Genomic DNA, 21,448 nt, shown 5'->3' with positions numbered 1-21,448 from the left:
ATCACGCCGGTGCTGCGGTAAGGAAGGGAATGGCCCGTGACCGGCGCGGAAATTTGCTGCAGAGTACGCACGGCCTTAGTCGTGGTCGCGCGCGGCGGATCGATCGACGGAAAGGGCATCGTGCGGCGCTATAAAGAAGGACGTGTGCGCCGCTTTTGCTCCAGTACATTGCGGACAACTTTCTTCCTCAGTCCGGTCTGGAGCAACGCATGGAAGTCCTTCGCCATTGCCAACGACGGGTCACCAAGAAGCACGTTACGCCAATGAGCGCCAAGGCTCAGCCAAGTCAGAGGGCCGCTATCAGAGCGGCGGGATACCCACGCGCAGCGCGTTGGCATGCCAGCGGCAGCAGCCAACCCGTAAGGTGCGGCCATCAAGAACTGCTCGGAATGCCTGTCCCCCAGCCTGGCCAAGGGGTGGCAACTCAGAACTGACGTGCGGGGGAGGAGCGGGGGAGGGGCATGCGCGTGGCACGCGCCCTTTTACCGCAGGGGCCAGCGTGCAGAATCTACCTCACGCGCCTGATGCAACCCACAGTGTCGAGTGCCCCGCTGCTGGTGGCGGGGCAACAACGATCGACCGGCTCAGATCAGTTGGATCCCCTTGCCGCGGGAGATGATTTCAATCAACAGCTGGTACAGAGGTCCGCTTGAGCGTACTCAGCCAATCGTTTTGCAGGCTGGCGTGCGCCGTGCGGGGGGCATGCTCCTCACTGACGCTGCGCGACAACTCCAGCAGCTCCCGCGCGAGCACCGCCGCGGCGTCCAATTTTGCTTGGGTGTCAAACACCTTGCGCGAGCCATCCGGGGTCTGCAGCGTCTTTGCGTAAGCAGGATTGGCGACCAGATACACGAAGTAGTCCGTGGTGGCCGCAAGGATGCTGAGCTCCTGGACGATACCAGCCTGCAGACTGCCAGCGGCGGCGTTCCACATAGCAGAGGCAATATCATAGCTGCTGATATCGACTTCCTTTCCCTCGCTGATGGCGTCGGCCTTCAGTGTCTTGCAAAGTCGAATGGCTTTTTTCAGGCCGCCCCACGTCTCCTCATCACGTTCCCGTAGGCGTCGCAAATACAGGAAGGGCAGATTGTGGATCAACTGACGCGCGGGTTTGTCGAGGATGTTGACGCCCCGGAAATCCTCAGATTGTGTCCGCTGATACTCGGCGGTGTCATTCCACGAGGCCGGCACCACATCAACTTCGCGGCGCAGCGATCCACCCGAGAGCTGGATGGCCTTTGCGCCTGTGCAGTCGACTTCCGCTGCCGGATAGGCATCCTTCAGCGCCGTCTCCAGTCGGTGACGCAGATCGAGCAATGTATCGACGGCTGACGGCCGGTAGGGGTTGCGGTAGTAACCAGCCTGCGCCAAGACCCCCGTCGCATCGTAGTGATGAAAGCGCTGCTCCAGAACCAGGAAGTCAACATCACTCACGCCGCGGATATGAATGTTGCCGGGCACGGAGCCCTGCAGACGGAACGTACAGCTCAGCCCATCCCTATCCAATCGCGTTGCGATTTGCGCTTGCACACGCTCAGCTTCGGCAATGCTCAAGGCGGTGTAGCTGGCGGCTACCGCTTGCATTGCGCCCAGCGCATATCGCGTATGTTGTCCACTGCTGCGCTTCTGATAGGTCTCGCTCAGGTACTCGCGTGCTTCAACCCCGGAAGCAGAGTCAAAGATGATTGAGCTCCGATCGAAGCCATGGCGCCGCGCATCGAGGGCGCGCAAACGTTTGGTGATGTCCGCACTCATGGTGTCGTGGTTTCCTTTCGGGTCAGGGTGAGGGTTCCGTAGGTGTAGCGGCCGTGGCCGTTGAAATACTCACCGGTGGCAGCGGTCAGGTCGGGGCGAAACAGCAGTTCCGCGCAGCCGCGATGCCCCTTGAGTTCAGGCTCCCCGATGCCCGGGTCGTTGCGATAGTTGTAGAGAACACGGTATCCATCCGTGCAGTCATAGATCAGCGCGGCCGACAGGCTTTTGGAGACGGACTGGCGGGTTCGCAGGCGAATTTGGATCTTGTCCCAGCTCTGAGCAATTTCGACCTCGCCTTCCCATGCCAGCAGGGGACGATCGTCAGAAGCATGCAGGCTTTGCCCGTGGCAGACCCATGTGCCAGAAAGGTTGGGGACGCGCAACCACCTAGAAAAGCGCGGTATCCGCCACATCCACCGGTCAAAGAGCGCGTAAAGCAGCAGATAGATCGAGCCGGCAGTGACCGGCCAAAGCACCAATCGCGGCATTTCCACACCGAAATCCACCACGAGGGCCACAACCAGGCCGGCCAAGGCACTCACTGCCGCGGCCAGCCCAACAGAGGCCCCCATCACCCACTTGCCGACATTGGCACGGTTGAAACCGCCCAAGACAGCGTACTCATGTTCCATAGACCGATCTCCGACGATGAGAGGAGCAGGGCACTTCGGTTGCGAGGACGACGGACCGCACCCAACCGGGTGAGGGAACGCCGCGAAAGCCCCCCGGCGCCAGAGCGCAGCCCGCTCGCGTGGCATCGGGGGGGATCGGCGATGGCGCAGGTCTGACCGGACTGCTGTCCTAGAACGGATCCGGCCCCAAGCCCGAGCGCGCGCTTTCGTTCAACACGGTGCCGTCGCGCCGCTTGATCGGGGCACTCGCGGCGAGCTCTTTCAATCGCCGCGCCGCGCGCACCGCGTTGTATTCGCTCGCATAGCCTTCGCCGGAGTCCGCAATCTTGCGGCCGTTGCTGGCATAGAACGTCCACCGCCATTCGCCGGCGCGATCCTGGTAAATCTCGATACGCATGAACACTTCTCCTCTTCTGGCTGGAACGCGCCGTGTCCATCCCCGTCAGCCTGGAGGCAGGGCAAGGATAGGTAACGCGTTTTCGGAGCGGGGCTGGACAAGGCCCGCATACATACTATGCGGCTAGTTACTATGCGTGTCAAGTTTCTGTACGGGTGTTATCGTGACTCATCCCAAGACCGAGGTGCCCATGTCTTCAGAAACCCATTCGCTGCGTTGGGGGCAGGCGCGGCGTATAGCCTTCATCGATCTGCGATTGCAATACGACGGTCGCTTGAATCGGCGCGATCTCATTGATTTCTTTGGAATATCGGTTCCCCAAGCCTCTTCGGACCTAGCTGAGTACGTCAAGATCGCACCAGGCAACATGGAGTACGATTCGAGTGCGCGGGCCTACAGGGCACAGCCGGGATTCTTGCCGGTCAGTGGCCGCGCGACGTCTAGCCAGTACCTGTTCGAGTTGTATGGCCTGGAGCGTGGCCTGCTCACCCGAGATGAGAGCTTCATCGGCTATGTGCCGTTGACCGGCATCGTCGGCACCCCAGCGCGCCCGATTGCGGCAACGGAGATCTCCACGTGGGTGCGCGCCATCCGCGACGGCGGCAGGGTGGAGGGCCGGTACCAGTCCATGGACGAGGACGCCCCCCTCAACCTGACCATCTCCCCGCACGCGCTTGGCTACGATGGCCTCAGATGGCACGTCCGGGCTTATTGCCACACCCGCTTAATGTTCCGGGATTTCGCCATCGGGCGCTTTGAGATCCAAACGATCCATGCCGACTCCCCTGTGATCGATCCAAGCAATGACATTGGCTGGTTCACGGAGGTCGGGGTTCGGCTTGTCCCACACCCGGCACTGACGCCCAACCAGCGGGCGGCGGTGGCCCGGGACTATGCGATGCAGGATGACGCGCTGATTCTTCCCTGCCGAAAAGCGATGTTGTTCTATACGCTGCGCCATCTGAATCTGGAGTCGCTCTCGATTCACCCTGATCCGGCTCGGCAGCATGTCATCGTGGGAAATCCCGACGAAGTCGCGCAATGGATGCATGAAGATCGTCAAGGTCTGTCTGTGGGTAGATGAGCTAGGTCAGGGCATTGGTCAGATGCGTGGGCAAATGTCCTACTACCACCCTGCGGTTGGGCTCATCAACGTAACAGTAGATCCGCAGGCAGCGGAGGGGATCGTGGGCGTTGTTACCTGCAACATGCATGTCCATTGTGTAGGTCGACCCGCCCACGATGCCTCGGTACTCGCCCAGGTGGCGAGCTGCAACGACACCAACGCCGGACCACCGCAGTCGATGCTCTTTCAGAAATTCGTTCCACTCCTCTCGGGCTTGGCGACGACTCGCTTCTTCGTCTGCCCAGCGTGATCGCCAGTAGCTGTCAGACAGTTGTTCCAGGCAGGCATAAACCAAGGCGGTCTCACTGTGGGTCACGCGGCTCGCGGAGCGGAGCGTTTTTTCGGGAAAGACCACCCGCGGCCGTAGTGAGATCGCCCACTCCGCGAGTCCCTCCAGTGTGGCCGGAGGCGCCGCACGCTCGGTTGCCGGTTCATCAATAGGACCCGCAGACCCCAGCCGGAGTTGCGTACTGTGCAGGCGCCGCTTGAGCTCGACATTTTCATTGGTTGTGGCTTGCAGATCGTGCAGGGCGGAGTCTCGGTCTGCCACCGCAGCGTTACGCTCGTCTTCGGCGACTTGTAGCAACTCTTCATAGTCCCTGACTTCTCTGGAAATCAAAGCCCGAATATCTTCAGCGGTTGGGGCTGGCGAAGGTAGTGCGGCGTCGTTAAGCGCCGAGTTTCCCCTATTGCTCAGCGCACGCAGCCTCGCTTCGGCAATGGCATTGCGAATGTCTCGAAACGCAGGGATCTCAGGGCGTTGCCGAGCCTCGACGGTCAACTCACGAAGCTGCTCCAGTCCCTGTCCCTTGCTGATGTCGACTTGAGCCTTGGTGCCGCCAGCCTTTTGAAACACATGAACCGTGCTCGGAGCCAACGACCCGTGATGGGCGGCATATTGGGCCCACATCGCCGGCTCAACGACGTACATTCTGGCCAGAGCCTGCAGCGGCTTGATGAGCTCAAAGCGAGCCGCCACCACCCAGAGAGGTGCGTCGCGGCCGCTGTCCTGGATAGCGTCAAGCAGGCGCGACAGACCATCCTCATCACGGACGAATGTAGGGGCTCCAGCGGGCGCTCCAGCGATAGCCAACCCGGGGGAACGGGCCCAATCACGGACAATGGCGGGAACAGTCCTGGAAGGCGCAGGCAGGGATACCAAGTCACGTGAGCTCAGGCGAACGCCCACCATGCCGCCGATGCCGCCCATTCCCGCCAGGACGGTGGCTTCCATCCTCCACCACCGAGTCGGGTGGGTCGTATCAGGGTGGTCCAGCCGGAAGGCAAAGATGCCGTCCCCCGACTCCAATTGGAGCGCGACGCCCTGGCGCTCAATTTCGTGCGCCCCTTCTCGCCATGTCTTGGGCAGGCTCAGTCCCATTCGACCCTCTAGCCAACTGAGAGCCGATGTCACCGCATCGAGATGGGCCGACTCTTTGGCTACCAGCGCCCATTCGGAAGCCAACAATGCGTGGTCTGACAAGTCAAAGCGCAGGGCGCGCTGTGAGTTGCCAAACTTAACCGCACCTACCCTTCGACGGGCTTGAGCGTTGCTTGCTCGTGGCACTGCCATGACGGGCGCAGGACCACTGGCCTCGATCACAAGATCAACCGCCTCAATGTCCTCGATCTCTACCGCTGGACTCGGCGGAAGTTGCCTGTTGCGCGCAATCAAAGGAACGGGGTGTCGCGTCAGCAGCGCATCGATCGTTGCACGGAAGGCGGCCCGCAGTGGAGCCACAGGACCTTGAACCCGTCGCTTCGAAAGCGACGATACCAGTTCAGGAATGGCGGCCGCCACGCGCGATTGCTCTACCTTCGGGAGAGATCGCCAGCACGCTCGGGCAAGTCGTATCCATTTCTGCGCGTGCGCAGGCCGATCGTTGGCCCACTGCCTTGCAGCAAACGCGGCCCCGAAGATCCGGGTTAATGATCGCTCCAAACTTGCGTCGGCTTGGCCGGAGGGCCCGATATCTGAGGAGGCCAGCCAGAGCGCGATGGGTAGTGGCGATTTGCCGTGACGCGCCGAATCGGTGACCACTTCCCACAGCCAACCCGGATCAATGGTGTCGCCACCGAAATTCAGACCGCTTGCATGACGGGCGCCTGCCTCGAGGTTGTCCAGAAACAACACATCGACAAATCCCTCAGCCGCTTCGACATTGCTGGGTCCCAGCACGACCACTTGAAGGCCGGACTGGACATCGGTCGCCAGTCTGCTGCCGTGGCTTTCCGCATACGTCCGCTGAAGCTCAAAATCTCCGTCGGCCTGGGCAATTGAATCCGCACCGAGCTGCAGTGCCCGTTCAAGTGAGCGCAATGCCAGATCAGTGACAGCTTGCGCCTGCGCTGGCTTGCCAGACCAAAGCTCGATCTCACTACCGCCTGCGGGAGGAGGGAGGTCGTTCGCCGGATCGGACGAGGCCTCCATCTGGGCCTGTAGCCATGCCTCCACCCCAGCGGTTGCGCTTCTGAACATGTGGCCTTCGCACATCGCGCGTACGCACCAAGCGAAGGCGGCCGGGCTGGCGTAGGCGGTGCCGTTGATGCCGCGAAAGTGGGCCGCCAGAATGGAGATGCCATAGCGGTTGGCCTTGAGAGCCAATTGCCTGGCGAGCTCAAGATGCTCACTAAGTGTTAGACGACCAGCCTGGCGATGAGTGACCAAACTAGCCGAAGAGGTGCGGTAGACGCGTCCATCCTCTTCGTCGGCGACGAGTACGGTGTCATCACCCAGCGTGCCTAAAACCACTGCAGTTCGCAGCGATCTGCGCAAACCGACGTGGCGTCCGGCTCTTGGGTGGGGTCCTTGATGGTAGCCATAGAGCGGGAGAACCAGACCGACGGTCTGTTCGTCCGGCACGAGCTTCGCCTGTTCTGTGGCGGCTGCAGCCTTACCGCCGACCTCATCTGCTTCCTGCATATCAGCGCAACCCACACTTCCCCCAAAAATGTGACCGACTCCCCATCATACCTGCCGCAACATGGCGCAACACGCCTGAGACCGTTAGGACGGCGGCGGGGCAGCGCAGGGCGCTTCGGAGGCTTCAATGGGGCTATGCAGCTACCGCCAGTTAGACGTCCTCCAGCAGACGTGCCGCAGGATTGCGTTGCGCTCCACCCGATTGGTAGTAGCCGGTCACGCTCGTGACAGAGCGATGGTCGGTCATCGCCATCAGCGCGGGCAGGGCCACGCCTTGGCGCGCGCCTTCGGTGATGAAGCCCGCGCGCAGGCTGTGACCGCCGAAGTCCCCCTCCAGCCCGGCCAGCGTGGCGCGGCGCTGGATGACCATGGCGATGGCGCGGTCACTTAACGCCGGGCCGATCCTGCTGCCCCAGATCCGCCGAAACAGCGGCCCCTCGGTGATCCCGGCCGCGTCCAACCATGCCTGCAGGGCAATCGCCGCCGCACCCAGCAAGGGCTTGTCCGGACTAGCCCCAACCCTCGGGCCGTCCTGCAGGGTCTTGCCCTGGTCCAGGTAATAGACATAACCGCCCTCGGGCAGGGCGCGCAGGTTGGCCAGCGTCGCCGCCGCGACCTCGCTGCGCCGGCGACCGCCGCTGGCAAAGCCGAAGCAGAGCAGGGCGCGATCGCGCAGCCCAACCAGGTCCGGGCCGCAGGTGGCCATCAGCGCCTGCAGCTCGAGCCGGGTGATCGCCGACTTCTTGCACGGGCGCTCGCCCCGCTTGTGCGCGGCGCGGCGGGCGTGGGCCAGCAGTTGGCGCACGTCGCTGCTGTCGATGGGGTTGGGCAGGCGCTGGTGCTGGTGGACCTTGCTCAGCACCGAGACGCGGTGGGTCAGGGTGGACAGCCGCCATGGGCCAGGACGGGTCTTGAGCTTGGCGGCCACCAGCGCCTGGTCCAGTGCGGCCGGCAGCTCCCAGCGCATGCCCTCGCTGGTGTCGCGCTCCAGATGGTCCACGATGAACTGCACCACTGCGGTAGCCGGCAGCGGCAGGCGCAGCGGCTGGCCAAAGCGGCCCTGGTGCCAGCCGGCCCAGTAGCGCAGTGCCGCGCGGTAGCTGCGCGCGGTGTTGGCGCTGGCCGCCGCGGCGGCGATCTGGTCGGCGGCGGCCGCCGCTTCGGCCGACAGCCGGGTGGGATCGGGTAGGCGCGGCAGCCGATCAACGATGGCAGACGTGATTTTTTTCATATGTATTATGTATTTTGTAATACAGATACGGCGCTGTTATTCCGATAATTCTACATTATCGGAAGTAGACGCCTAGCGCCGCCCTTACCGCACAGAGGAGACCCTGCCATGGCCCGCGGCCTTACCGAACTGGATGTCCACCACGCCGCCGACGACATCGTCAGCCTGGGCGAGCGCCCCACCGTGGAGCGGATCCGCGCCCACCTGGGTACCGGCTCACCCAATACGGTGACCCGATGGCTGGAGACGTGGTGGTCCAGCGTGGGCGCACGACTGCGCCAGCGCGCCATCGAGACGGACCGACCCGACCTGCCCGACGCGGTGGTGACGCTGTCCCAACGCTGTTGGAACGCAGCCCTGGAAGAGGCGCGGGAACACGCCCACGCAGCGCTCGTTGCAGAGCGTGCTGAGCTGGACCAACAGCGCGCCCTACTGGCGGACCAACACGAACTGCGCGCGGAAGAGGCCAGGCAGCTGCAACAGGCCAACGCCCAGGCCGTGGCGGCGGGGAGCACCATCGAAGCATTGCAGGACAAGCTGGAAAGCCTCGCCGCTCGTGGCAAGGAACTGGAAGCGCAGCGCGATGGCGCGTACGCCCGCGCCGAGCGCCTAGAGCGTCAATTGCAGTCGCAACACGAGGCGCAAGCACGCCAACACCAGATCGATCAGACCGAACGCGCCGATCTCATGGCCTATACCCGATCGACCGAAGAACGCTTGAACATCGAGCTGGACCGGGTGCGGCAAGATGCGCAGGCCCTGGGCTCGCGAATACGGCAGCAGGAAGGCCAATCACGCAGCGCAGTCGTCGCCCTTGAGCAGCAACTGGGAGTGACTGCCCGGGAACGGGACGAGGCCATCACGGTTGCAGATCAGGAGCGCCAACGGGCCCTCCATCTCCAACAGCACGCAGATACGCTTCGGGCGATGGTGGTCACGCTCGAGCGCGCGTTGGAAGTCGCTGCAGGAAGCTCCGTGCCAGGCACCTCCAAACGTGCGCGCCGGACCAAACCAACCGCGGGGCAGGCCACGCCAGCGCCCAAAACCCGGCGCTCTACCAGCGTCACCGGCAAGCGCTAGAATTCGGGCGGCGACCACTCCTCAGCAGGATCAACCCATGGCCTCGGCCGATCAACTGCAGCTTCGCATCCGCGCCGCCCGGGACCTAGTGCAGCTCACCCGCCCCGTATTCGCCGAGCTCGGCGTCCGGGTCGATGAGAGGAGCGCGACGACCATGCCACTGGCACTGGCCGCACTGGATACCGCAGACGCCATTTTCGTCTTGTTGGAGCAAGATCTCACCCAGTTCTGGGTGGCGGCGCTAACCCTGCAGCGGACTCAGATGGAGTATGTGTTGCGGGCAGCCTTCTACGCCAAAGCCGCAGGACACGAGGAACTGATGCGCTTCCGGCGCACGGGCAAAATGCCCAAGCGGGGGAAGCGGGTTATCCATATCGCCGAAGTTGCCCGGGAGGCTGGTGAGCACCTGGGCTGGGACAGTGCCACGCTGTTGAAGGTCGTCAACACGCACCAGAAGAGCCTGTCTGGCTTGGTACATGGTGGTGTCGAGGTGCTGGGCATCTATACGCAACACCTCGAATGGGGCGACCTGACCATCAACTGGGACGAGCTGGCCCACAACATCGACAACATATCCGTGTTCGTCCAACTCGCACTGAGCGTTGCCATGCTCCTCTCCCCGCTGGATCCCGACGCGCTGGACAAAGCGGTGCGCCCTGTCTACGACCGCAGCGTCAGCTACTTTTCTAAGCAAAACACGAAGAGGCAAGCTCCCGACGCACCTGCGGCGGGCGGTCCGCAGCCGATGCGTTCTTACTAGACAAGGAGCAGAGGGTGGCCAGTGTTTCCGAATGGATTCTCGGCGTAGTCGGGGTGGGCGGCGGGTTCAGCGCGATCACTTACTTTGCACTGACTTTGAACTGAAGAAGCTGGCCGAGAACTGGCTTAACGAAAAGTTCAAGAGCCGCCTGCAGGGGCTGGCTCACACCCAGAACAGGGAGATCGAGCGACTGCGCAGCGAACTCACCACGTTCTTTGATCGCGCCACGAAGCTTCACCAACGCGAATTCGAGCTGCTGCCGCTGGTGTGGGACGAGGTGCATGAGGCCTTCTGGTCGACCGCTGCCTTGGCTTCCTCGTTTCAGACCTATCCTGACCTCAACCGCATGAAAGAGCAGTAGCTGCTGGCATTCCTTGAAAAATGTGAGCTGGAGCCATGGAAGCAGGAAGAACTACGCACAAGTTCCGGTCCGACCACGGAGTATCGCCAGCATTCGTTCTGGCTGCGGCTGCATCATGCAAATCGAGCGTGCCACTCGGCATTGAACAAGATCAGCCGCCATGCGATCTTGCTCGACAGCACCTTGAACGAGCAGCTTCTGCGAATCCTCAGCCGCCTCAACGGTGCCTTGATCGAACACGAAAGTAACAATGTCGACCCCAACCCCAATTCTTGGAGCGCCTAGTCACGGATATGGAGTGGGTCAAGCAGCAGGGTGAGCTAGAGCTAGGCGAAATAGAGGCAGCCATGAGGCAACGCCTCTGGACCACGGCGCCGACACACGAACGGGCTTGGTAGAAGTTGAGCCGATTCGGCGGAATCAGGAAGATCGAGAAGGGTGGCGCCAGGGGCATCGTCGAAACGCCGAGCTGGGAGCTATATGCAGCGCTTGTCGATGCAGCAAGCGATATTCGCGCAGCGAAGATGAATTGACTGCGCTCATCGTATTAGGGGCCCAGGTGGAGGCAGCATCCTCCGGCTAGTCGAGCTGCTGGTCTGTACAGCATTGCCAGCGCGTGGAACACGCTGCACAGCATTCGATGCGAGGCCTCGTACTTTGATCGCGCCATGAGAGAAGTGTGGCGCGCCGGGTGGTGCGTCGCTCGCCGATCTATCATTCATATCATTCATGCATGAGTGATATCCGGCTAATGCTCTTTTTCTATGAGTGCACGGCGGTTAGTTTTACGCCTGATCCCCGCCAACGTGGGCGCGCCACATGCACCGGCCGGGGTAACGTCCAAACTGGGAGCAGTTGAATGAAGCACATCGTGCACGCCACGCTGTTGGCGATGTCCCTTGGCTTGGCGGCAGGCAACACGTCCGCCGCCGACTACAAGCTCAACCCCTTCAAATTGGCCTACGAAGGTGCGATCACACGGAATGTGCCCAGCGAGGTCAACGTCCACTCGGTGTCCTATCCGCTGAATGGAATCGAGATCGCGGCAAACTTCTACACGCCGGCCAACTTCGATGCCGCACGGAAATACCCGACCATCGTGGTTGCCCACCCCAATGGTGGGGTCAAGGAGCAGGTGGCCGGCCTGTACGCGCAGCGTTTGGCCGAGCAGGGCTACATCGCCATTACCGCCGATGCGGCCTATCAGGGCGCGAGTGGCGGCCAGCCGCGCAGCGTGGACATGCCTTCACACCGCATCGAAGACATCCACGGCATGGCGGACTTCATCAGTCGATTCCCCTGGGTCGACACTACGCGCCTGGGTCTGCTGGGCATCTGTGGCGGCGGCGGCTATTCGTTGGCGGCCGCGCAGACCGACAAGCGGTTCATGGCCGTAGCCACGATCAGCATGTTCAACTCCGGCCGGGTGCGCCGTAACGGCTATGCCGACTCGCAGCTGGACACGATCCAGCAGCGCCTGCAGCAGGCTTCCAATGCGCGAGCACAGGAAGCCGCCGGCGGCGAAGTGCTGTACTCCGGCGACGCCAACCTCACCGACGCGCAGATCGCCACGCTTCCCTTCGATCTGTATCGGCAAGGTTATGCGTACTACTGGAAAACGCACGCCCATCCCAACTCCACCTTCCGCTATACGACCAGCAGCCTGCTGGACCTCATGCGTTGGGACGCCACCGACCAGCTTGAGATCATCAACCAGCCGCTGCTGATGATTGCCGGTAGCAAGGCTGACAGCCTGTACATGACCCAGGACGCTTTCGCCAAGGCGACCGGTACCGCCGACAAACAACTGGTGCTGCTGGACGGCGCTACGCATATCGAAACCTACTGGGTGCCGAAATACGTGGACGCCGCCGTCGCCTCGCTGACCACGTTCTACGGCCGGACGCTTGCGCCATGAGCGCGCCTCGTAAATCAACCGCGCAGACGGCGCTGCTTGGCGCGGCATTGAGCGTGGCGGCACCATTCGCTGGCGCCGTCGAAACACCTACGCAGCAGATCACCCGAGCGGGAACGCAGTCGTCCGTTGCCGGTCCGGCAGCGACCTTCGTCGGCAAGGTGCGGGTAGATCCGCTGTTCCCGGCGGACGAGCAGGTGCACGTCTCTTCCGCATACGTCAGCTTCGAACCGGGTGCGCGCTCGGCCTGGCACACGCACCCCTCCGGTCAGCGACTGGTGGTTACCTCCGGCGTTGGGCTGACCCAGGAATGGGGTAAGCCGGTGCAGCAGATACACGCCGGGGATGTGGTGGTGTGTCCTGCCGGGGTCAAGCATTGGCACGGCGCCGCGCCCCACAGCGCAATGACCCACCTTGCCGTGACCGGGGTAGCAGACGGCAAGTCGGTGGCGTGGCTGGAGAAGGTCAGTGATGACCAGTATCGCGAGGCATCAGCAGGCATCGTCGCTCCCGTTGCCGGGCCGCTTTCGCCCAGGCAGCAGGCGATCCCGCTGATTGCGGCCGCCGCCGCCAGCAGCGACATGCCGCAGCTCACTGCCGCGTTGCGCCGGGGACTGGATGCAGGGCTGACGCTGAGTGAGACCAAGGAAGTGCTCGTGCAGCTGTATGCCTATGCGGGTTTCCCGAAGAGCCTCAATGCCTTGGGCGAGCTGATGGAGGTGGTGCGCGTACGTCAAGCGCAGGGCGTCGCCACTGCACCCGGGCAGCCGCACACCAGGAACGTTCCCGTGGGCGACGCGCTGCGCGCGGTGGGCACCGCCAACCAGACCCGGATCTCCGGCGCCCCGGTGACCGGGCCGCTCATGGACTTCGCCCCGATCATCAACCAGTACCTGCAGACGCACCTGTTCGGCGACATCTTCGAGCGCGACAACCTGGACTGGCAGAGCCGTGAACTGGCCACGGTTGGCGCGCTGGCAGTGATGCCCGGCGTGGAGGCGCAGTTGCGCTCGCACATGGCGGCCAGCCAGCGCGTGGGCCTCAGCCGCGCACAGTTGCAGCACCTGGCCCAACTGCTGGCCCACAGCGGCTACGCAGCCGCATCCGCTCGCGCAGTGCAGGCACTGGAACAGACCCCGGCACCCGGGCCCTGACAGCGCCCCACATGGAGACCCCAATGAACACCCTGCCCACCAATGCCCAACGCCGCTCCCTTCTGAAGGGCGCCGCTACGCTGGCGGCGCTGCCGCTGGCCGGCGCGCTGGCCACGTCCACGGCAAACGCCTCCCCCGCAGCTGCCGCGCAGAAAATGGACGGCCGCCGCACGCTCGGAACGCTGCAGGTTTCCAGCATCGGGCTGGGCGTGCAGAACATGAGCCGCACCTACCAGACCACCATCCCCTCGCGCACCGAGATGCACCGCATCACCCGTGCCGCGTTCGATCGGGGGATGACGTTCTACGATGCGGCCGAGGCCTATGGCCCGCATGAAGTGGAACGAATCCTGGGAGAAGGCGTTGCCTCATTCCGCAACGACGTGGTGATCGCCACCAAGTTCGGCTGGAACATCGACCTGGAAACCGGTGCGCGTGGCCCGGGCCTGATCAGCAGGCCCGCACATATCAAGCGGGCGGTGGAGGGCATGCTCACGCGGCTACGTACCGACCGCATCGACCTGCTGTACCAGCATCGCGTGGACCCGCAGGTGCCGATCGAAGACGTGGCCGGTGCGATCCAGGACCTGATGACCGAGGGCAAGGTGCTGCATTGGGGCCTGTGCGAGATGGGCCTGAAGACGCTTCGCCGCGCGCACGCTGCGCTGCCGGTGACGGCTGTGCAGAGCGAGTACTCGATGCTCTGGCGTGGGCCGGAACAGGAGGTGCTTGCCACGTGCGCCGAGCTGGGCATCGGATTCGTGCCATGGAGCCCACTGGGCGTAGGCTTCCTGACCGGTGCGATCGACGCCAGAACACGGTTTGCCGAGGGCGACATTCGCGGCATCGAAACGCGCTTCACCCCGCCGAACATCGAACATAACCTGGCATTGGTGCGCTTGCTCAGGGACTGGGCCGAGCGAAAGCAGGCCACGCCTGCACGGATCGCGTTGGCCTGGCTGATGGCGCAGCAACCTTGGATCGTGCCGATTCCCGGCACCACGCAGATGGCACATCTGCTCGACAACCTGGGCGCAGGCGAGGTGGTCTTCAGCGCAGGTGAGCTGCGGGAGCTCAATGCTGCAGTTGCTGCGGTGGCAGTGCAGGGCGAGCGTCTTCCGCCAGCGGTACAGGCCTACAGTGGCGTGGAGGCGCCACTGCGTTAGCGCTCATTCCCGATAGCGCAACGCATCACGCAGCACGGTGAACGCCGGCGATGACTGCCTGCGACTGGGGTAGTACAGGTGGTAGCCGGGGAAGGAGGGGCACCAGTCCTGCAGCACGTGAACCAGGGTGCCTGCGTGCACATGGGCGCGCACCAGATCCTCGGGCATGTAGGCAAGCCCCAGTCCCTCCAGTGCGGCGCCCAGGCGCAGGGCGATGTTGTTGAACACCAGTTGGCCTTCCACCCGTACTTTCAGCTCCTGGCCCTTCTTTTCGAACTCCCACGCGAAAATGCCACCGTGGGTCGGCAGGCGGATGGTGATGCAATTGTGCTGGGTGAGGTCGTGCGGTGATTTCGGCTTCGGATGGTGCTGGAAATAGGCAGGCGATCCGACCACTGCCATGCGCAGGTCCGGCCCCACGCGCACGGCGATCATATCCTTGGCCACCTGCTCACCCATGCGGATACCGGCATCGAAGCCCTCGGCCACGATGTCGGTCAGTCCGTAGTCGACGATCACCTCGATGTTCAGGTCGGGATTGGCCGGCAGCAGTTTGCCCAGTACCGGCTGCATCACGGTGAGCGCGGCATGCTCACCCGCCGTGATGCGGAGGCGACCGGCGGGCTTGTCGCGGTAAGCGTTGAGCTGGGCGAGCTCCGTGTCGATTTCCTCGAAGCGCGGTGAAATCACCCGCAGCAGCTGCTCTCCGGCTTCGGTGGGCGAAACACTGCGCGTGGTCCGGGCAAGCAGGCGCACACCCAGGCGCTCTTCCAACTGACGCATCGATCGGCTCAGGGCCGGCTGGGACATGCCCAGCTGGGCGGCAGCACGGGTAAAGCTGCGCTCCCGCGCCACCAGGACGAACATGGCCAACTGGTCGTAATTGTCTACGCTCATTGATGCGCATCGGATATAAGCGATATCCGATTATGCCTCTGCAAGAATGTGTTTGGGGGGCGTAGATTGGCGCCATGACGATTCCAACCCCCAATCATGGTCGCCGGGCAGTCGTTGCGGCGCTGGCGTCGCTGCCGCTGGGATGCTCCGGTGCGGAGCGGCCGGAGGGCGGCGCTGCGGGTCGATCAGACGCACGGACACTGGTTGCCTGCTTCTCACGCTCGGGCAACACCCGGGTCGTTGCCGGCCTCATTCATCGCAGCATGCCCAGCGACCTGTTCGAGATACAGCCTGCCGTCGACTACCCGGCCGACTACCTGGAAACGGTGGCCCAGGCGCGGCAGGAGCGCGACGATGGGGTAGAGCCGGCACTGCGCACCCGCATTGCCAGCATGGATCGCTATGACACCGTCTACCTGGGCTTCCCCATCTGGGGCGAGACCGCGCCGCCGATCATTCGATCGTTGTTGTCGCAGCACGACATGAGGGGCAAGACGATCGTGCCGTTCATCACCCACGGCGGCTTCGGCGTGGGCAGCAGCCTGCGCGTGGTCGCCAGCCACGCACCCAACGCCCGCATCCTGAATGCATTCGTGATGCAGGCCGACCAGGAACGTAAAACCATGGAGAGCGTCAACGCCTGGTTGACCACTCCGCACACTGCCCGATGAGGAGTCGACCATGAAGACCCGTACCCTTGGACAAGGCCTTGAAGTTTCCGCCCTCGGCCTGGGCTGCATGGGCATGAGCGCGGCGTATGGCCCGGCCGCAGGCAAGCTGGACATGATTGCGCTGATCCGCACTGCGGTGGAGCGTGGCATCACCCACTTCGACACCGCCGAAGCCTACGGCCCCTTTGCCAACGAAGAACTGGTGGGCGAGGCACTGGCGCCCGTTCGAGACCAGGTGGTGATCGCCACCAAGTTCGGCTTTGACATCGACCCGGTGACGGGTGCTCGCGGCACAGGTACCAACAGCCAGCCCGCACACATCCGCGCTGCCGTAGAGGCCAGTCTGAAGCGGCTTCGCACCGAGCGCATCGACCTTCTTTACCAGCATCGCGTTGACCCGGCGGTGCCGATCGAGGATGTTGCCGACACGGTGAAGGCCCTCATTGCAGAGGGCAAGGTTGCGCATTTCGGTTTGTCCGAAGCGGGTGTGCAGACAATCCGCAAGGCGCATGCGGTGCAGCCGCTGACGGCGGTGCAGAGCGAGTACTCGCTGTTCTGGCGTGAACCGGAGAAGGTGCTGCTTCCTTTGCTTGAAGAGCTGAGCATCGGCCTCGTACCCTTCAGCCCGCTGGGTGCAGGGTTTCTGACCGGGAAGATCGACGAGAACACGCAGTTCGATGCAGCGGATTTTCGCAATGCGGTGCCGCGATTCTCCGCTGAAGCACGCCGGGCCAACATGGCGTTGGTTGACGTGGTCAAGGCGATGGCGGCAGAGAAGGGTGCCACGCCTGCCCAGGTGGCCCTGGCGTGGCTGCTGGCTCAGCGATCGTGGATCTCACCGATCCCCGGCACGACCAAGCTTCATCGGTTGGATGAGAATCTGGGTGCGTTGGATCTGGTTCTCGATGCGGCCGACCTGGCGCGTATCGATGAGGATTTGACCCGGATCAGTATCAGCGGTGCACGCTTGCCGGAAGCTGCCCTGAAGATGACCGGTAAGTGAGCAGGCATCGACGGATGCCCGCTTCTGGCCGAAAGCGGAAGTGGCACGAGGCTATGGGAATCGACCCTCTGAGGTAAAAAGCGCCATTGAAGCCCGAAAGAAGCCATGTTCAACGACTGTTCCACATGCATTCGGTTCACTCAACGATTTCGTCTTCTATGCTCATTTCTTGTCGCCACCAGCGTTTGAACGATGTCTGTGTGCCATCAAGTCGGACAGTTTCTCCAATCATCGGTGTGAGCAGAGTGATGTCTGCTGAAGACGCTGCTTCCTGTATGCGCTCGTAGGGCTCGAACCACCGGTGTGAGGCCAGCGCAAAGCGTCCCGCGTGCGCCGGAAAAACAACCTTTGCTCTCACATCCTGAGCGGCCCTGACGGACTCTTCAGGCATCATGTGAATCTGCGCCCATAGGCTGTCGTATTGACCGTTCTCTATGATCGCAACGTCCACTGGACCATACCGCCGGCCTATTTCGGCGAAGTGTGGGCCATATCCTCCGTCACCGCTATAAAAGACCTTACGGGTCGTACCGTCAATCAGGAAGCCAGCCCAGAGTGTCTGGTTTGACTTCAGTCCACGGCCAGAGAAGTGACGGGCGGGCAGCACATGGATGGTGATCCTGGGGTCCATCTGGATTGCATCGAACCAGTCACCTTCACGGATCTGCGAAGGAAGGTAGCCCCAGCGCTCCAGATGCGAGCCGACACCTAGAGGAACTACAACTGTTCCCACCTTGGACCGAAGATTCGACATCGTTTTATAGTCAAGATGATCCCAGTGGTCGTGGGAAATCAGGACGTAGTCGATTGGCGGTAGGGCCTGAGCGGTGAACGGATAGGAGCCGTCAAATGCTCTGTACAGGAATGGGAATGGGGAGACGTGCGGACTCAGCACGGGGTCGATGAGCATTCTCTTTCCTGACACCTGCAGGTAGTAGGAAGAGTGCCCCAGCCACACGATGAGATCCTCATTGCTGTCCAGAGACCTGAAGTCGACGTCAAGCATTGGTACTGGATGCGATGGCCTCGACCCTTCTGGGCCCCCGGTAAGCATGTCTTTCAGCCAATCCGTCGCGCTTGCATCGCCTGTCCAAAGCGACGTCGATTCTAAGTTTTTGAACTCATCCTTCGCATAGTTGCGCGACGTCTTGATGGCCTTCAAGCGAATCCCGCTAGGCAGCTGCCCGAAACTCTGGATTGTTGATGAGCAAGAAACCGCGCTCAACAGAAGCGCTGCAAAGAGAAGCGCCAATCTGGTGCGGCCTTTGCTGCCTTTCGATTTCCTGATACGCCATTTATTCACGCAACTACTCACTCATCTATTGGGTGGCAAAAACACTGGCTAATCTATGCGAGCGAGCACAACTCAGTCTGTAGCGACCATGCGCCAAAGTGCGGCAAATCCACTTGCCTTGTACAACGAAGCCTTGCTCGGATCATTTCCGGCATACGCCATCGTGGTATCTGCCAAAGCAACAAAGATTGCCTCAGCAAAGTCACCAACGCCTGCAAATGCAGGATTATCGGAGAACGCTTTAGCAATCCCTAGTTCAGGGAACATGGCATCCGTCGTAGCGGTCGTCTCAGCTGTAATGACCGATGACACGCCGAGCTGATTGACAGCTTTGCTGGCGATAGGATTCGCCAAGCCCCATTCGATGTACGTGCCCCAAAGTGCTTCTACGCGGTGCTTCAACGGGTCACTCGGACGGTGACTGGCGCTGACCGCGTCGCACATCTGCTGCTTGATATGAACGTAAAGCTCATTCCAGAGTTCATCCTTGGTGGCAAAGTAGCGGAACAGCGTTCCTTCCGCGACACCGGCCTGCTTGGCAATCAGGGACGTGGGTGAAGACGCCAAACCGTGCGCCGCGATCGTCTCTGCAGCAGCATGCAACAGTGCAAGGCGCTTCTCTTCACTTCTGGGGCGTGCCATGGGTTTCCAGGGTTCTTAGCTGAGACGATTCCGGCCGTCGGAATCACTCGCAGCCACTGTGGTGACCCGATATCATAGGAGGCCGGGGCGGCATGGACAATGGACAACGAGACCCGGCTCCCAGACATCGCGGGAACCGCAACACCCGCTCAAAAATAGGTCGGCAGCCGAGGCGTGTAGGGTGCTTGCAGCCTGGCCACTTCGTCATCCGTCAGACCGATCTCCAGTGCGGCCACCGCCGCCGTCAAATGGTGGATCTTTGTCGCACCGATGATGGGTGAGGTGACGACGGGGTTGCACAGTAGCCATGCGACGGCGATGGCAGCCATCTCAACGCCACGCTCCCGAGCGATCAGTTCCACCTCAGCTACGATCGCCCTGTCCGAGGGCGCGAATAGTGGACGATTGTGCTGATCCCTGTCTGGATTCTCTTTCGAACGCGTAGTGCCCTGCTCGCCCCAAGGGCGTGCAAGCAAGCCTGCCGCCAGCGGACTCCAAGGCATTGAAGCTACCCCTTGGTCTTGGAGGAGCCCGAACATCTCTCTCTCTTCTTCCCGTTGAACTAAGTTGTACTGGTGCTGCATGGAAACGAAGTGTGTCCATCCATGGGATCGGGCGACGTGTTGCATCTTGGAGAACTGCCACGCCCACATGGATGATGCGCCGATGTAGCGTGCTTTGCCCATTTTGACGACATCGTGCAACGCCTCCATGGTCTCCTCGACAGGCGTATTGGGGTCGAATCGATGAATCTGGTAAAGATCGATGTAGTCGGTACCCAAGCGGCGCAGCGAGGCATCAACTTGCTCCAGAATGGCCTTGCGTGAAAGCCCTGAGCCACCTGGGCCGCTGTGCATTGGAAAATTGAGCTTCGTTGCAAGCACGAGATGATCGCGTTTCGCGAATTTGGTGATCGCTCGACCCATGATTTCTTCGGAAGAGCCCATGCCGTAAACGTTAGCGGTGTCCCAAAAATTTATGCCAAGGTCCAATGCCCGTTTAAGAATTGGCTCCGCGCCGGCGTAGTCCAAGGTCCAGGTGCCTTGAAGCGCAGGTTGCCCAAAGCTCATACCTCCGAGACAAAGCTGGCTCACCTGAAGGCCAGTGGTTCCAAGGCGTACGTACTTCATGCGGCGAGCTCCGTTGGGCGGGATGTTTAGAGGGTGTGAGCGCTCACGCATCATGACTAGGAGGCGGGTCAGTTGCAACAGATGGCTGCTGAACAGGGTTGATCTTTTAGGCTGTTCCTGAACGGGAGCACAGAACCGAAAGGTTGCGCTCCGGCTAGGTCAAACATATGATGCGTGAGCGCTCACTCTGGCATGGGCGTACTCCTCGTTGCTCCTGCACCCCTCCTACCCGAGAACACAGCCATGACCATCAGGTCCCGCAAATCGACTCCTACCCCCAGGACGTTCACTGCCCTCCGTCTCACTGTGCTGGCTGTCGCGCTCTTCTCGGCAGGAACAATGTCGGTTGCCGCCGCACCTCCGACAGAGGTCTCGTCCCCAGCCTCGGCGACGCTGCGAGTCACATTCAAGAACAACAATGGCACGTCGCTCGTCGGCAACCTCCACCTTCCAGTTGGCTTCGACAAGGCCAAGCGCTACCCTGCCATCGTTACGGTCGGGCCTGCGAGTGGGGTAAAGGAACAAACTGCAGGGCTCTATGCTGCCAAGATGGCGCAAGCGGGCTACGTCGCGATCGCCTTCGATCCATCTTTCAACGGCGAGTCAGGCGGCCTGCCGCGCTTCAAGGAGGACCCCTACGCCCGCGTAGAGGACATCCGCGGCGCAGTCGACTATCTCGTGTCGCTGCCCTACATCGAAGAGAATCGGATCGGGGTTCTTGGTATCTGTGCCGGTGGAAGCTATGCCGCCAGCGCGGCAATGACGGAACGGCGAATCAAAGCGGTTGCCTTGGCGGTTCCTGTAGATGGAGGCACGGAGAATCGAGCTGGAGGCCAAGCGGCCACTATCGAAATGCTCGACGCAATCGCTCGCCAGCGAACCGTTGAAGCACGGGGTGGGGAGCCGATGATCGTGCCGTGGATGCCGGAGGACTACAAGGACGCTGAAGACATCGACCTGCGTGAAGGCTATCGTTACTACATGTCCGGCGGCGGGGTAACGCCCAACTGGCCGAACAAGATGCGCTTCACCAGCATGGATGCGGCTCTAAGCCTTGATGCATACAACCTTGCCGAGACGTTGCTGACTCAGCCACTAGAAGTAATCGTGGGGAGCAAGCCTGGTGGCTTTGGATCGAACAAAAGCGGGCACTTGATCTATGAGCGCGCGGCGTCCAGAGACAAAGAGCTGACTGTTCTTGAAGGCGCATCGCATTTCGACCTCTACGATAACCCCAAGTACGTCGACGTTGCCGTGCAGAAGTTCGATGCGTTCTTCGACCGGTTCCTAAAGTGAATCCTTGATGTATCT

19 protein-coding genes and 1 pseudogene are annotated in these 21,448 nt (G+C 61.9%); 11 read left to right on the top strand and 9 right to left on the bottom strand.

Annotation, left to right across the window (positions count from 1 at the left end; translation table 11 throughout):
* Nucleotides 1-621: 621 nt before the first annotated feature.
* The 3 genes from CPBF1521_RS11310 to CPBF1521_RS11300 form a co-directional block, all read right to left on the bottom strand.
* Nucleotides 622-1,755, bottom strand: coding sequence for a nucleotidyltransferase-like protein (locus tag CPBF1521_RS11310; RefSeq protein ID WP_115676996.1), 1,134 nt, complete (start codon nt 1,753-1,755; stop codon nt 622-624).
* Nucleotides 1,752-2,387 (bottom strand): Cap15 family cyclic dinucleotide receptor domain-containing protein, encoded by a 636-nt coding sequence (locus CPBF1521_RS11305; RefSeq protein WP_115676995.1) that lies wholly within the window; start codon nt 2,385-2,387, stop codon nt 1,752-1,754. Before CPBF1521_RS11305 ends, CPBF1521_RS11310 begins: the two co-directional genes overlap by 4 nt.
* 169 nt (nt 2,388-2,556) lie before the next feature.
* The gene (locus CPBF1521_RS11300; protein ID WP_115677128.1) at nt 2,557-2,784 is read right to left on the bottom strand and encodes a YegP family protein; all 228 of its coding nucleotides are present in this window, start codon (nt 2,782-2,784) and stop codon (nt 2,557-2,559) included.
* A gap of 190 nt (nt 2,785-2,974) precedes the next feature.
* Here CPBF1521_RS11300 and CPBF1521_RS11295 point away from each other — a divergent pair, with 190 nt between their 5' ends.
* Nucleotides 2,975-3,868 carry a BrxR family transcriptional regulator gene (locus CPBF1521_RS11295; protein WP_235858436.1) on the top strand — a complete coding sequence of 298 codons (894 nt, stop codon included), beginning with the start codon at nt 2,975-2,977 and terminating at the stop codon, nt 3,866-3,868.
* Between the two features lies 1 nt (nt 3,869).
* On the opposite strand, the gene CPBF1521_RS11290 is transcribed toward CPBF1521_RS11295, so the two are convergent.
* Nucleotides 3,870-6,833, bottom strand: coding sequence for a hypothetical protein (locus CPBF1521_RS11290; protein ID WP_147295443.1), 2,964 nt, complete (start codon nt 6,831-6,833; stop codon nt 3,870-3,872).
* A gap of 151 nt (nt 6,834-6,984) precedes the next feature.
* On the bottom strand, nt 6,985-8,064 hold the full coding sequence (locus tag CPBF1521_RS11285) for a site-specific integrase (protein ID WP_115676992.1): 1,080 nt from the start codon (nt 8,062-8,064) through the stop codon (nt 6,985-6,987).
* A gap of 108 nt (nt 8,065-8,172) precedes the next feature.
* Here CPBF1521_RS11285 and CPBF1521_RS11280 point away from each other — a divergent pair, with 108 nt between their 5' ends.
* The 7 genes and pseudogenes from CPBF1521_RS11280 to CPBF1521_RS11255 all read left to right on the top strand — a co-directional run bounded on the left by CPBF1521_RS11280 (nt 8,173) and on the right by CPBF1521_RS11255 (nt 14,500).
* Nucleotides 8,173-9,144, top strand: coding sequence for a DNA-binding protein (locus CPBF1521_RS11280; RefSeq protein WP_115676991.1), 972 nt, complete (start codon nt 8,173-8,175; stop codon nt 9,142-9,144).
* 37 nt (nt 9,145-9,181) lie between these two features.
* Nucleotides 9,182-9,904, top strand: coding sequence for a hypothetical protein (locus CPBF1521_RS11275; RefSeq protein WP_115676990.1), 723 nt, complete (start codon nt 9,182-9,184; stop codon nt 9,902-9,904).
* Nucleotides 9,905-9,935: 31 nt separating this feature from the next.
* On the top strand, nt 9,936-10,265 hold the full coding sequence (locus CPBF1521_RS11270; RefSeq protein ID WP_115676989.1) for a hypothetical protein: 330 nt from the start codon (nt 9,936-9,938) through the stop codon (nt 10,263-10,265).
* 859 nt (nt 10,266-11,124) lie between these two features.
* A complete protein-coding gene (locus CPBF1521_RS11265) occupies nt 11,125-12,183 on the top strand; it encodes an alpha/beta hydrolase (protein ID WP_115676988.1) in 1,059 nt (352 codons plus the stop codon).
* A pseudogene (locus CPBF1521_RS21885) lies at nt 12,180-12,875 on the top strand ((R)-mandelonitrile lyase); the annotation flags it as partial. The gene CPBF1521_RS11265 and the pseudogene CPBF1521_RS21885, both read left to right, overlap by 4 nt.
* 18 nt (nt 12,876-12,893) lie before the next feature.
* A complete protein-coding gene (locus CPBF1521_RS21880; RefSeq protein ID WP_370659376.1) occupies nt 12,894-13,334 on the top strand; it encodes a carboxymuconolactone decarboxylase family protein in 441 nt (146 codons plus the stop codon).
* A gap of 155 nt (nt 13,335-13,489) precedes the next feature.
* Nucleotides 13,490-14,500: an aldo/keto reductase gene (locus tag CPBF1521_RS11255; RefSeq protein WP_201798631.1), complete on the top strand. Its 1,011-nt coding sequence runs from the start codon at nt 13,490-13,492 to the stop codon at nt 14,498-14,500.
* 3 nt (nt 14,501-14,503) lie between these two features.
* Here CPBF1521_RS11255 and CPBF1521_RS11250 read toward each other — a convergent pair whose 3' ends face one another.
* Complete coding sequence (locus tag CPBF1521_RS11250; protein ID WP_115676985.1) at nt 14,504-15,397, bottom strand: LysR family transcriptional regulator; 894 nt, start codon at nt 15,395-15,397, stop codon at nt 14,504-14,506.
* Between the two features lie 74 nt (nt 15,398-15,471).
* On the opposite strand from CPBF1521_RS11250, the gene CPBF1521_RS11245 reads away from it, so the two are divergent.
* The gene (locus CPBF1521_RS11245) at nt 15,472-16,068 is read left to right on the top strand and encodes a flavodoxin (protein ID WP_115676984.1); all 597 of its coding nucleotides are present in this window, start codon (nt 15,472-15,474) and stop codon (nt 16,066-16,068) included.
* A 10-nt stretch (nt 16,069-16,078) separates the two neighbouring features.
* Nucleotides 16,079-17,071 carry an aldo/keto reductase gene (locus tag CPBF1521_RS11240; RefSeq protein WP_115676983.1) on the top strand — a complete coding sequence of 331 codons (993 nt, stop codon included), beginning with the start codon at nt 16,079-16,081 and terminating at the stop codon, nt 17,069-17,071.
* A gap of 136 nt (nt 17,072-17,207) precedes the next feature.
* Here the strand turns inward: CPBF1521_RS11240 and CPBF1521_RS11235 are convergent, their stop codons facing one another.
* The 3 genes from CPBF1521_RS11235 to CPBF1521_RS11225 all read right to left on the bottom strand — a co-directional run bounded on the left by CPBF1521_RS11235 (nt 17,208) and on the right by CPBF1521_RS11225 (nt 20,137).
* Nucleotides 17,208-18,374, bottom strand: coding sequence for an MBL fold metallo-hydrolase (locus CPBF1521_RS11235; protein WP_147295442.1), 1,167 nt, complete (start codon nt 18,372-18,374; stop codon nt 17,208-17,210).
* Between the two features lie 63 nt (nt 18,375-18,437).
* Nucleotides 18,438-19,007, bottom strand: coding sequence for a TetR/AcrR family transcriptional regulator (locus tag CPBF1521_RS11230; protein ID WP_115676981.1), 570 nt, complete (start codon nt 19,005-19,007; stop codon nt 18,438-18,440).
* Between the two features lie 149 nt (nt 19,008-19,156).
* Nucleotides 19,157-20,137: an aldo/keto reductase gene (locus CPBF1521_RS11225; RefSeq protein WP_115676980.1), complete on the bottom strand. Its 981-nt coding sequence runs from the start codon at nt 20,135-20,137 to the stop codon at nt 19,157-19,159.
* A 243-nt stretch (nt 20,138-20,380) separates the two neighbouring features.
* Between CPBF1521_RS11225 and CPBF1521_RS11220 the strand changes: the two genes are divergently transcribed.
* Nucleotides 20,381-21,433 carry an alpha/beta hydrolase gene (locus CPBF1521_RS11220; protein ID WP_235858435.1) on the top strand — a complete coding sequence of 351 codons (1,053 nt, stop codon included), beginning with the start codon at nt 20,381-20,383 and terminating at the stop codon, nt 21,431-21,433.
* Nucleotides 21,434-21,448: the final 15 nt, after the last annotated feature.

The sequence above is a fragment of the Xanthomonas euroxanthea genome, assembly GCF_900476395.1.
Classification (GTDB): Bacteria; Pseudomonadota; Gammaproteobacteria; order Xanthomonadales; family Xanthomonadaceae; genus Xanthomonas; species Xanthomonas euroxanthea.
Note: the sequence above shows the minus strand (reverse complement) of the source record. Positions and strands in the feature narration are given on the sequence as shown.

Coding starts and splice junctions, on each gene's coding strand:
- CPBF1521_RS11310 (WP_115676996.1), bottom strand. CDS start 1,755: ATGAGTGCGGACATCACCAAACGTTTGCGCGCCCTCGATGCGCGGCGC.
- CPBF1521_RS11305 (WP_115676995.1), bottom strand. CDS start 2,387: ATGGAACATGAGTACGCTGTCTTGGGCGGTTTCAACCGTGCCAATGTC.
- CPBF1521_RS11300 (WP_115677128.1), bottom strand. CDS start 2,784: ATGCGTATCGAGATTTACCAGGATCGCGCCGGCGAATGGCGGTGGACG.
- CPBF1521_RS11295 (WP_235858436.1), top strand. CDS start 2,975: ATGTCTTCAGAAACCCATTCGCTGCGTTGGGGGCAGGCGCGGCGTATA.
- CPBF1521_RS11290 (WP_147295443.1), bottom strand. CDS start 6,833: ATGCAGGAAGCAGATGAGGTCGGCGGTAAGGCTGCAGCCGCCACAGAA.
- CPBF1521_RS11285 (WP_115676992.1), bottom strand. CDS start 8,064: ATGAAAAAAATCACGTCTGCCATCGTTGATCGGCTGCCGCGCCTACCC.
- CPBF1521_RS11280 (WP_115676991.1), top strand. CDS start 8,173: ATGGCCCGCGGCCTTACCGAACTGGATGTCCACCACGCCGCCGACGAC.
- CPBF1521_RS11275 (WP_115676990.1), top strand. CDS start 9,182: ATGGCCTCGGCCGATCAACTGCAGCTTCGCATCCGCGCCGCCCGGGAC.
- CPBF1521_RS11270 (WP_115676989.1), top strand. CDS start 9,936: ATGGATTCTCGGCGTAGTCGGGGTGGGCGGCGGGTTCAGCGCGATCAC.
- CPBF1521_RS11265 (WP_115676988.1), top strand. CDS start 11,125: ATGAAGCACATCGTGCACGCCACGCTGTTGGCGATGTCCCTTGGCTTG.
- CPBF1521_RS21880 (WP_370659376.1), top strand. CDS start 12,894: ATGGAGGTGGTGCGCGTACGTCAAGCGCAGGGCGTCGCCACTGCACCC.
- CPBF1521_RS11255 (WP_201798631.1), top strand. CDS start 13,490: ATGGACGGCCGCCGCACGCTCGGAACGCTGCAGGTTTCCAGCATCGGG.
- CPBF1521_RS11250 (WP_115676985.1), bottom strand. CDS start 15,397: ATGAGCGTAGACAATTACGACCAGTTGGCCATGTTCGTCCTGGTGGCG.
- CPBF1521_RS11245 (WP_115676984.1), top strand. CDS start 15,472: ATGACGATTCCAACCCCCAATCATGGTCGCCGGGCAGTCGTTGCGGCG.
- CPBF1521_RS11240 (WP_115676983.1), top strand. CDS start 16,079: ATGAAGACCCGTACCCTTGGACAAGGCCTTGAAGTTTCCGCCCTCGGC.
- CPBF1521_RS11230 (WP_115676981.1), bottom strand. CDS start 19,007: ATGGCACGCCCCAGAAGTGAAGAGAAGCGCCTTGCACTGTTGCATGCT.
- CPBF1521_RS11225 (WP_115676980.1), bottom strand. CDS start 20,137: ATGAAGTACGTACGCCTTGGAACCACTGGCCTTCAGGTGAGCCAGCTT.
- CPBF1521_RS11220 (WP_235858435.1), top strand. CDS start 20,381: ATGACCATCAGGTCCCGCAAATCGACTCCTACCCCCAGGACGTTCACT.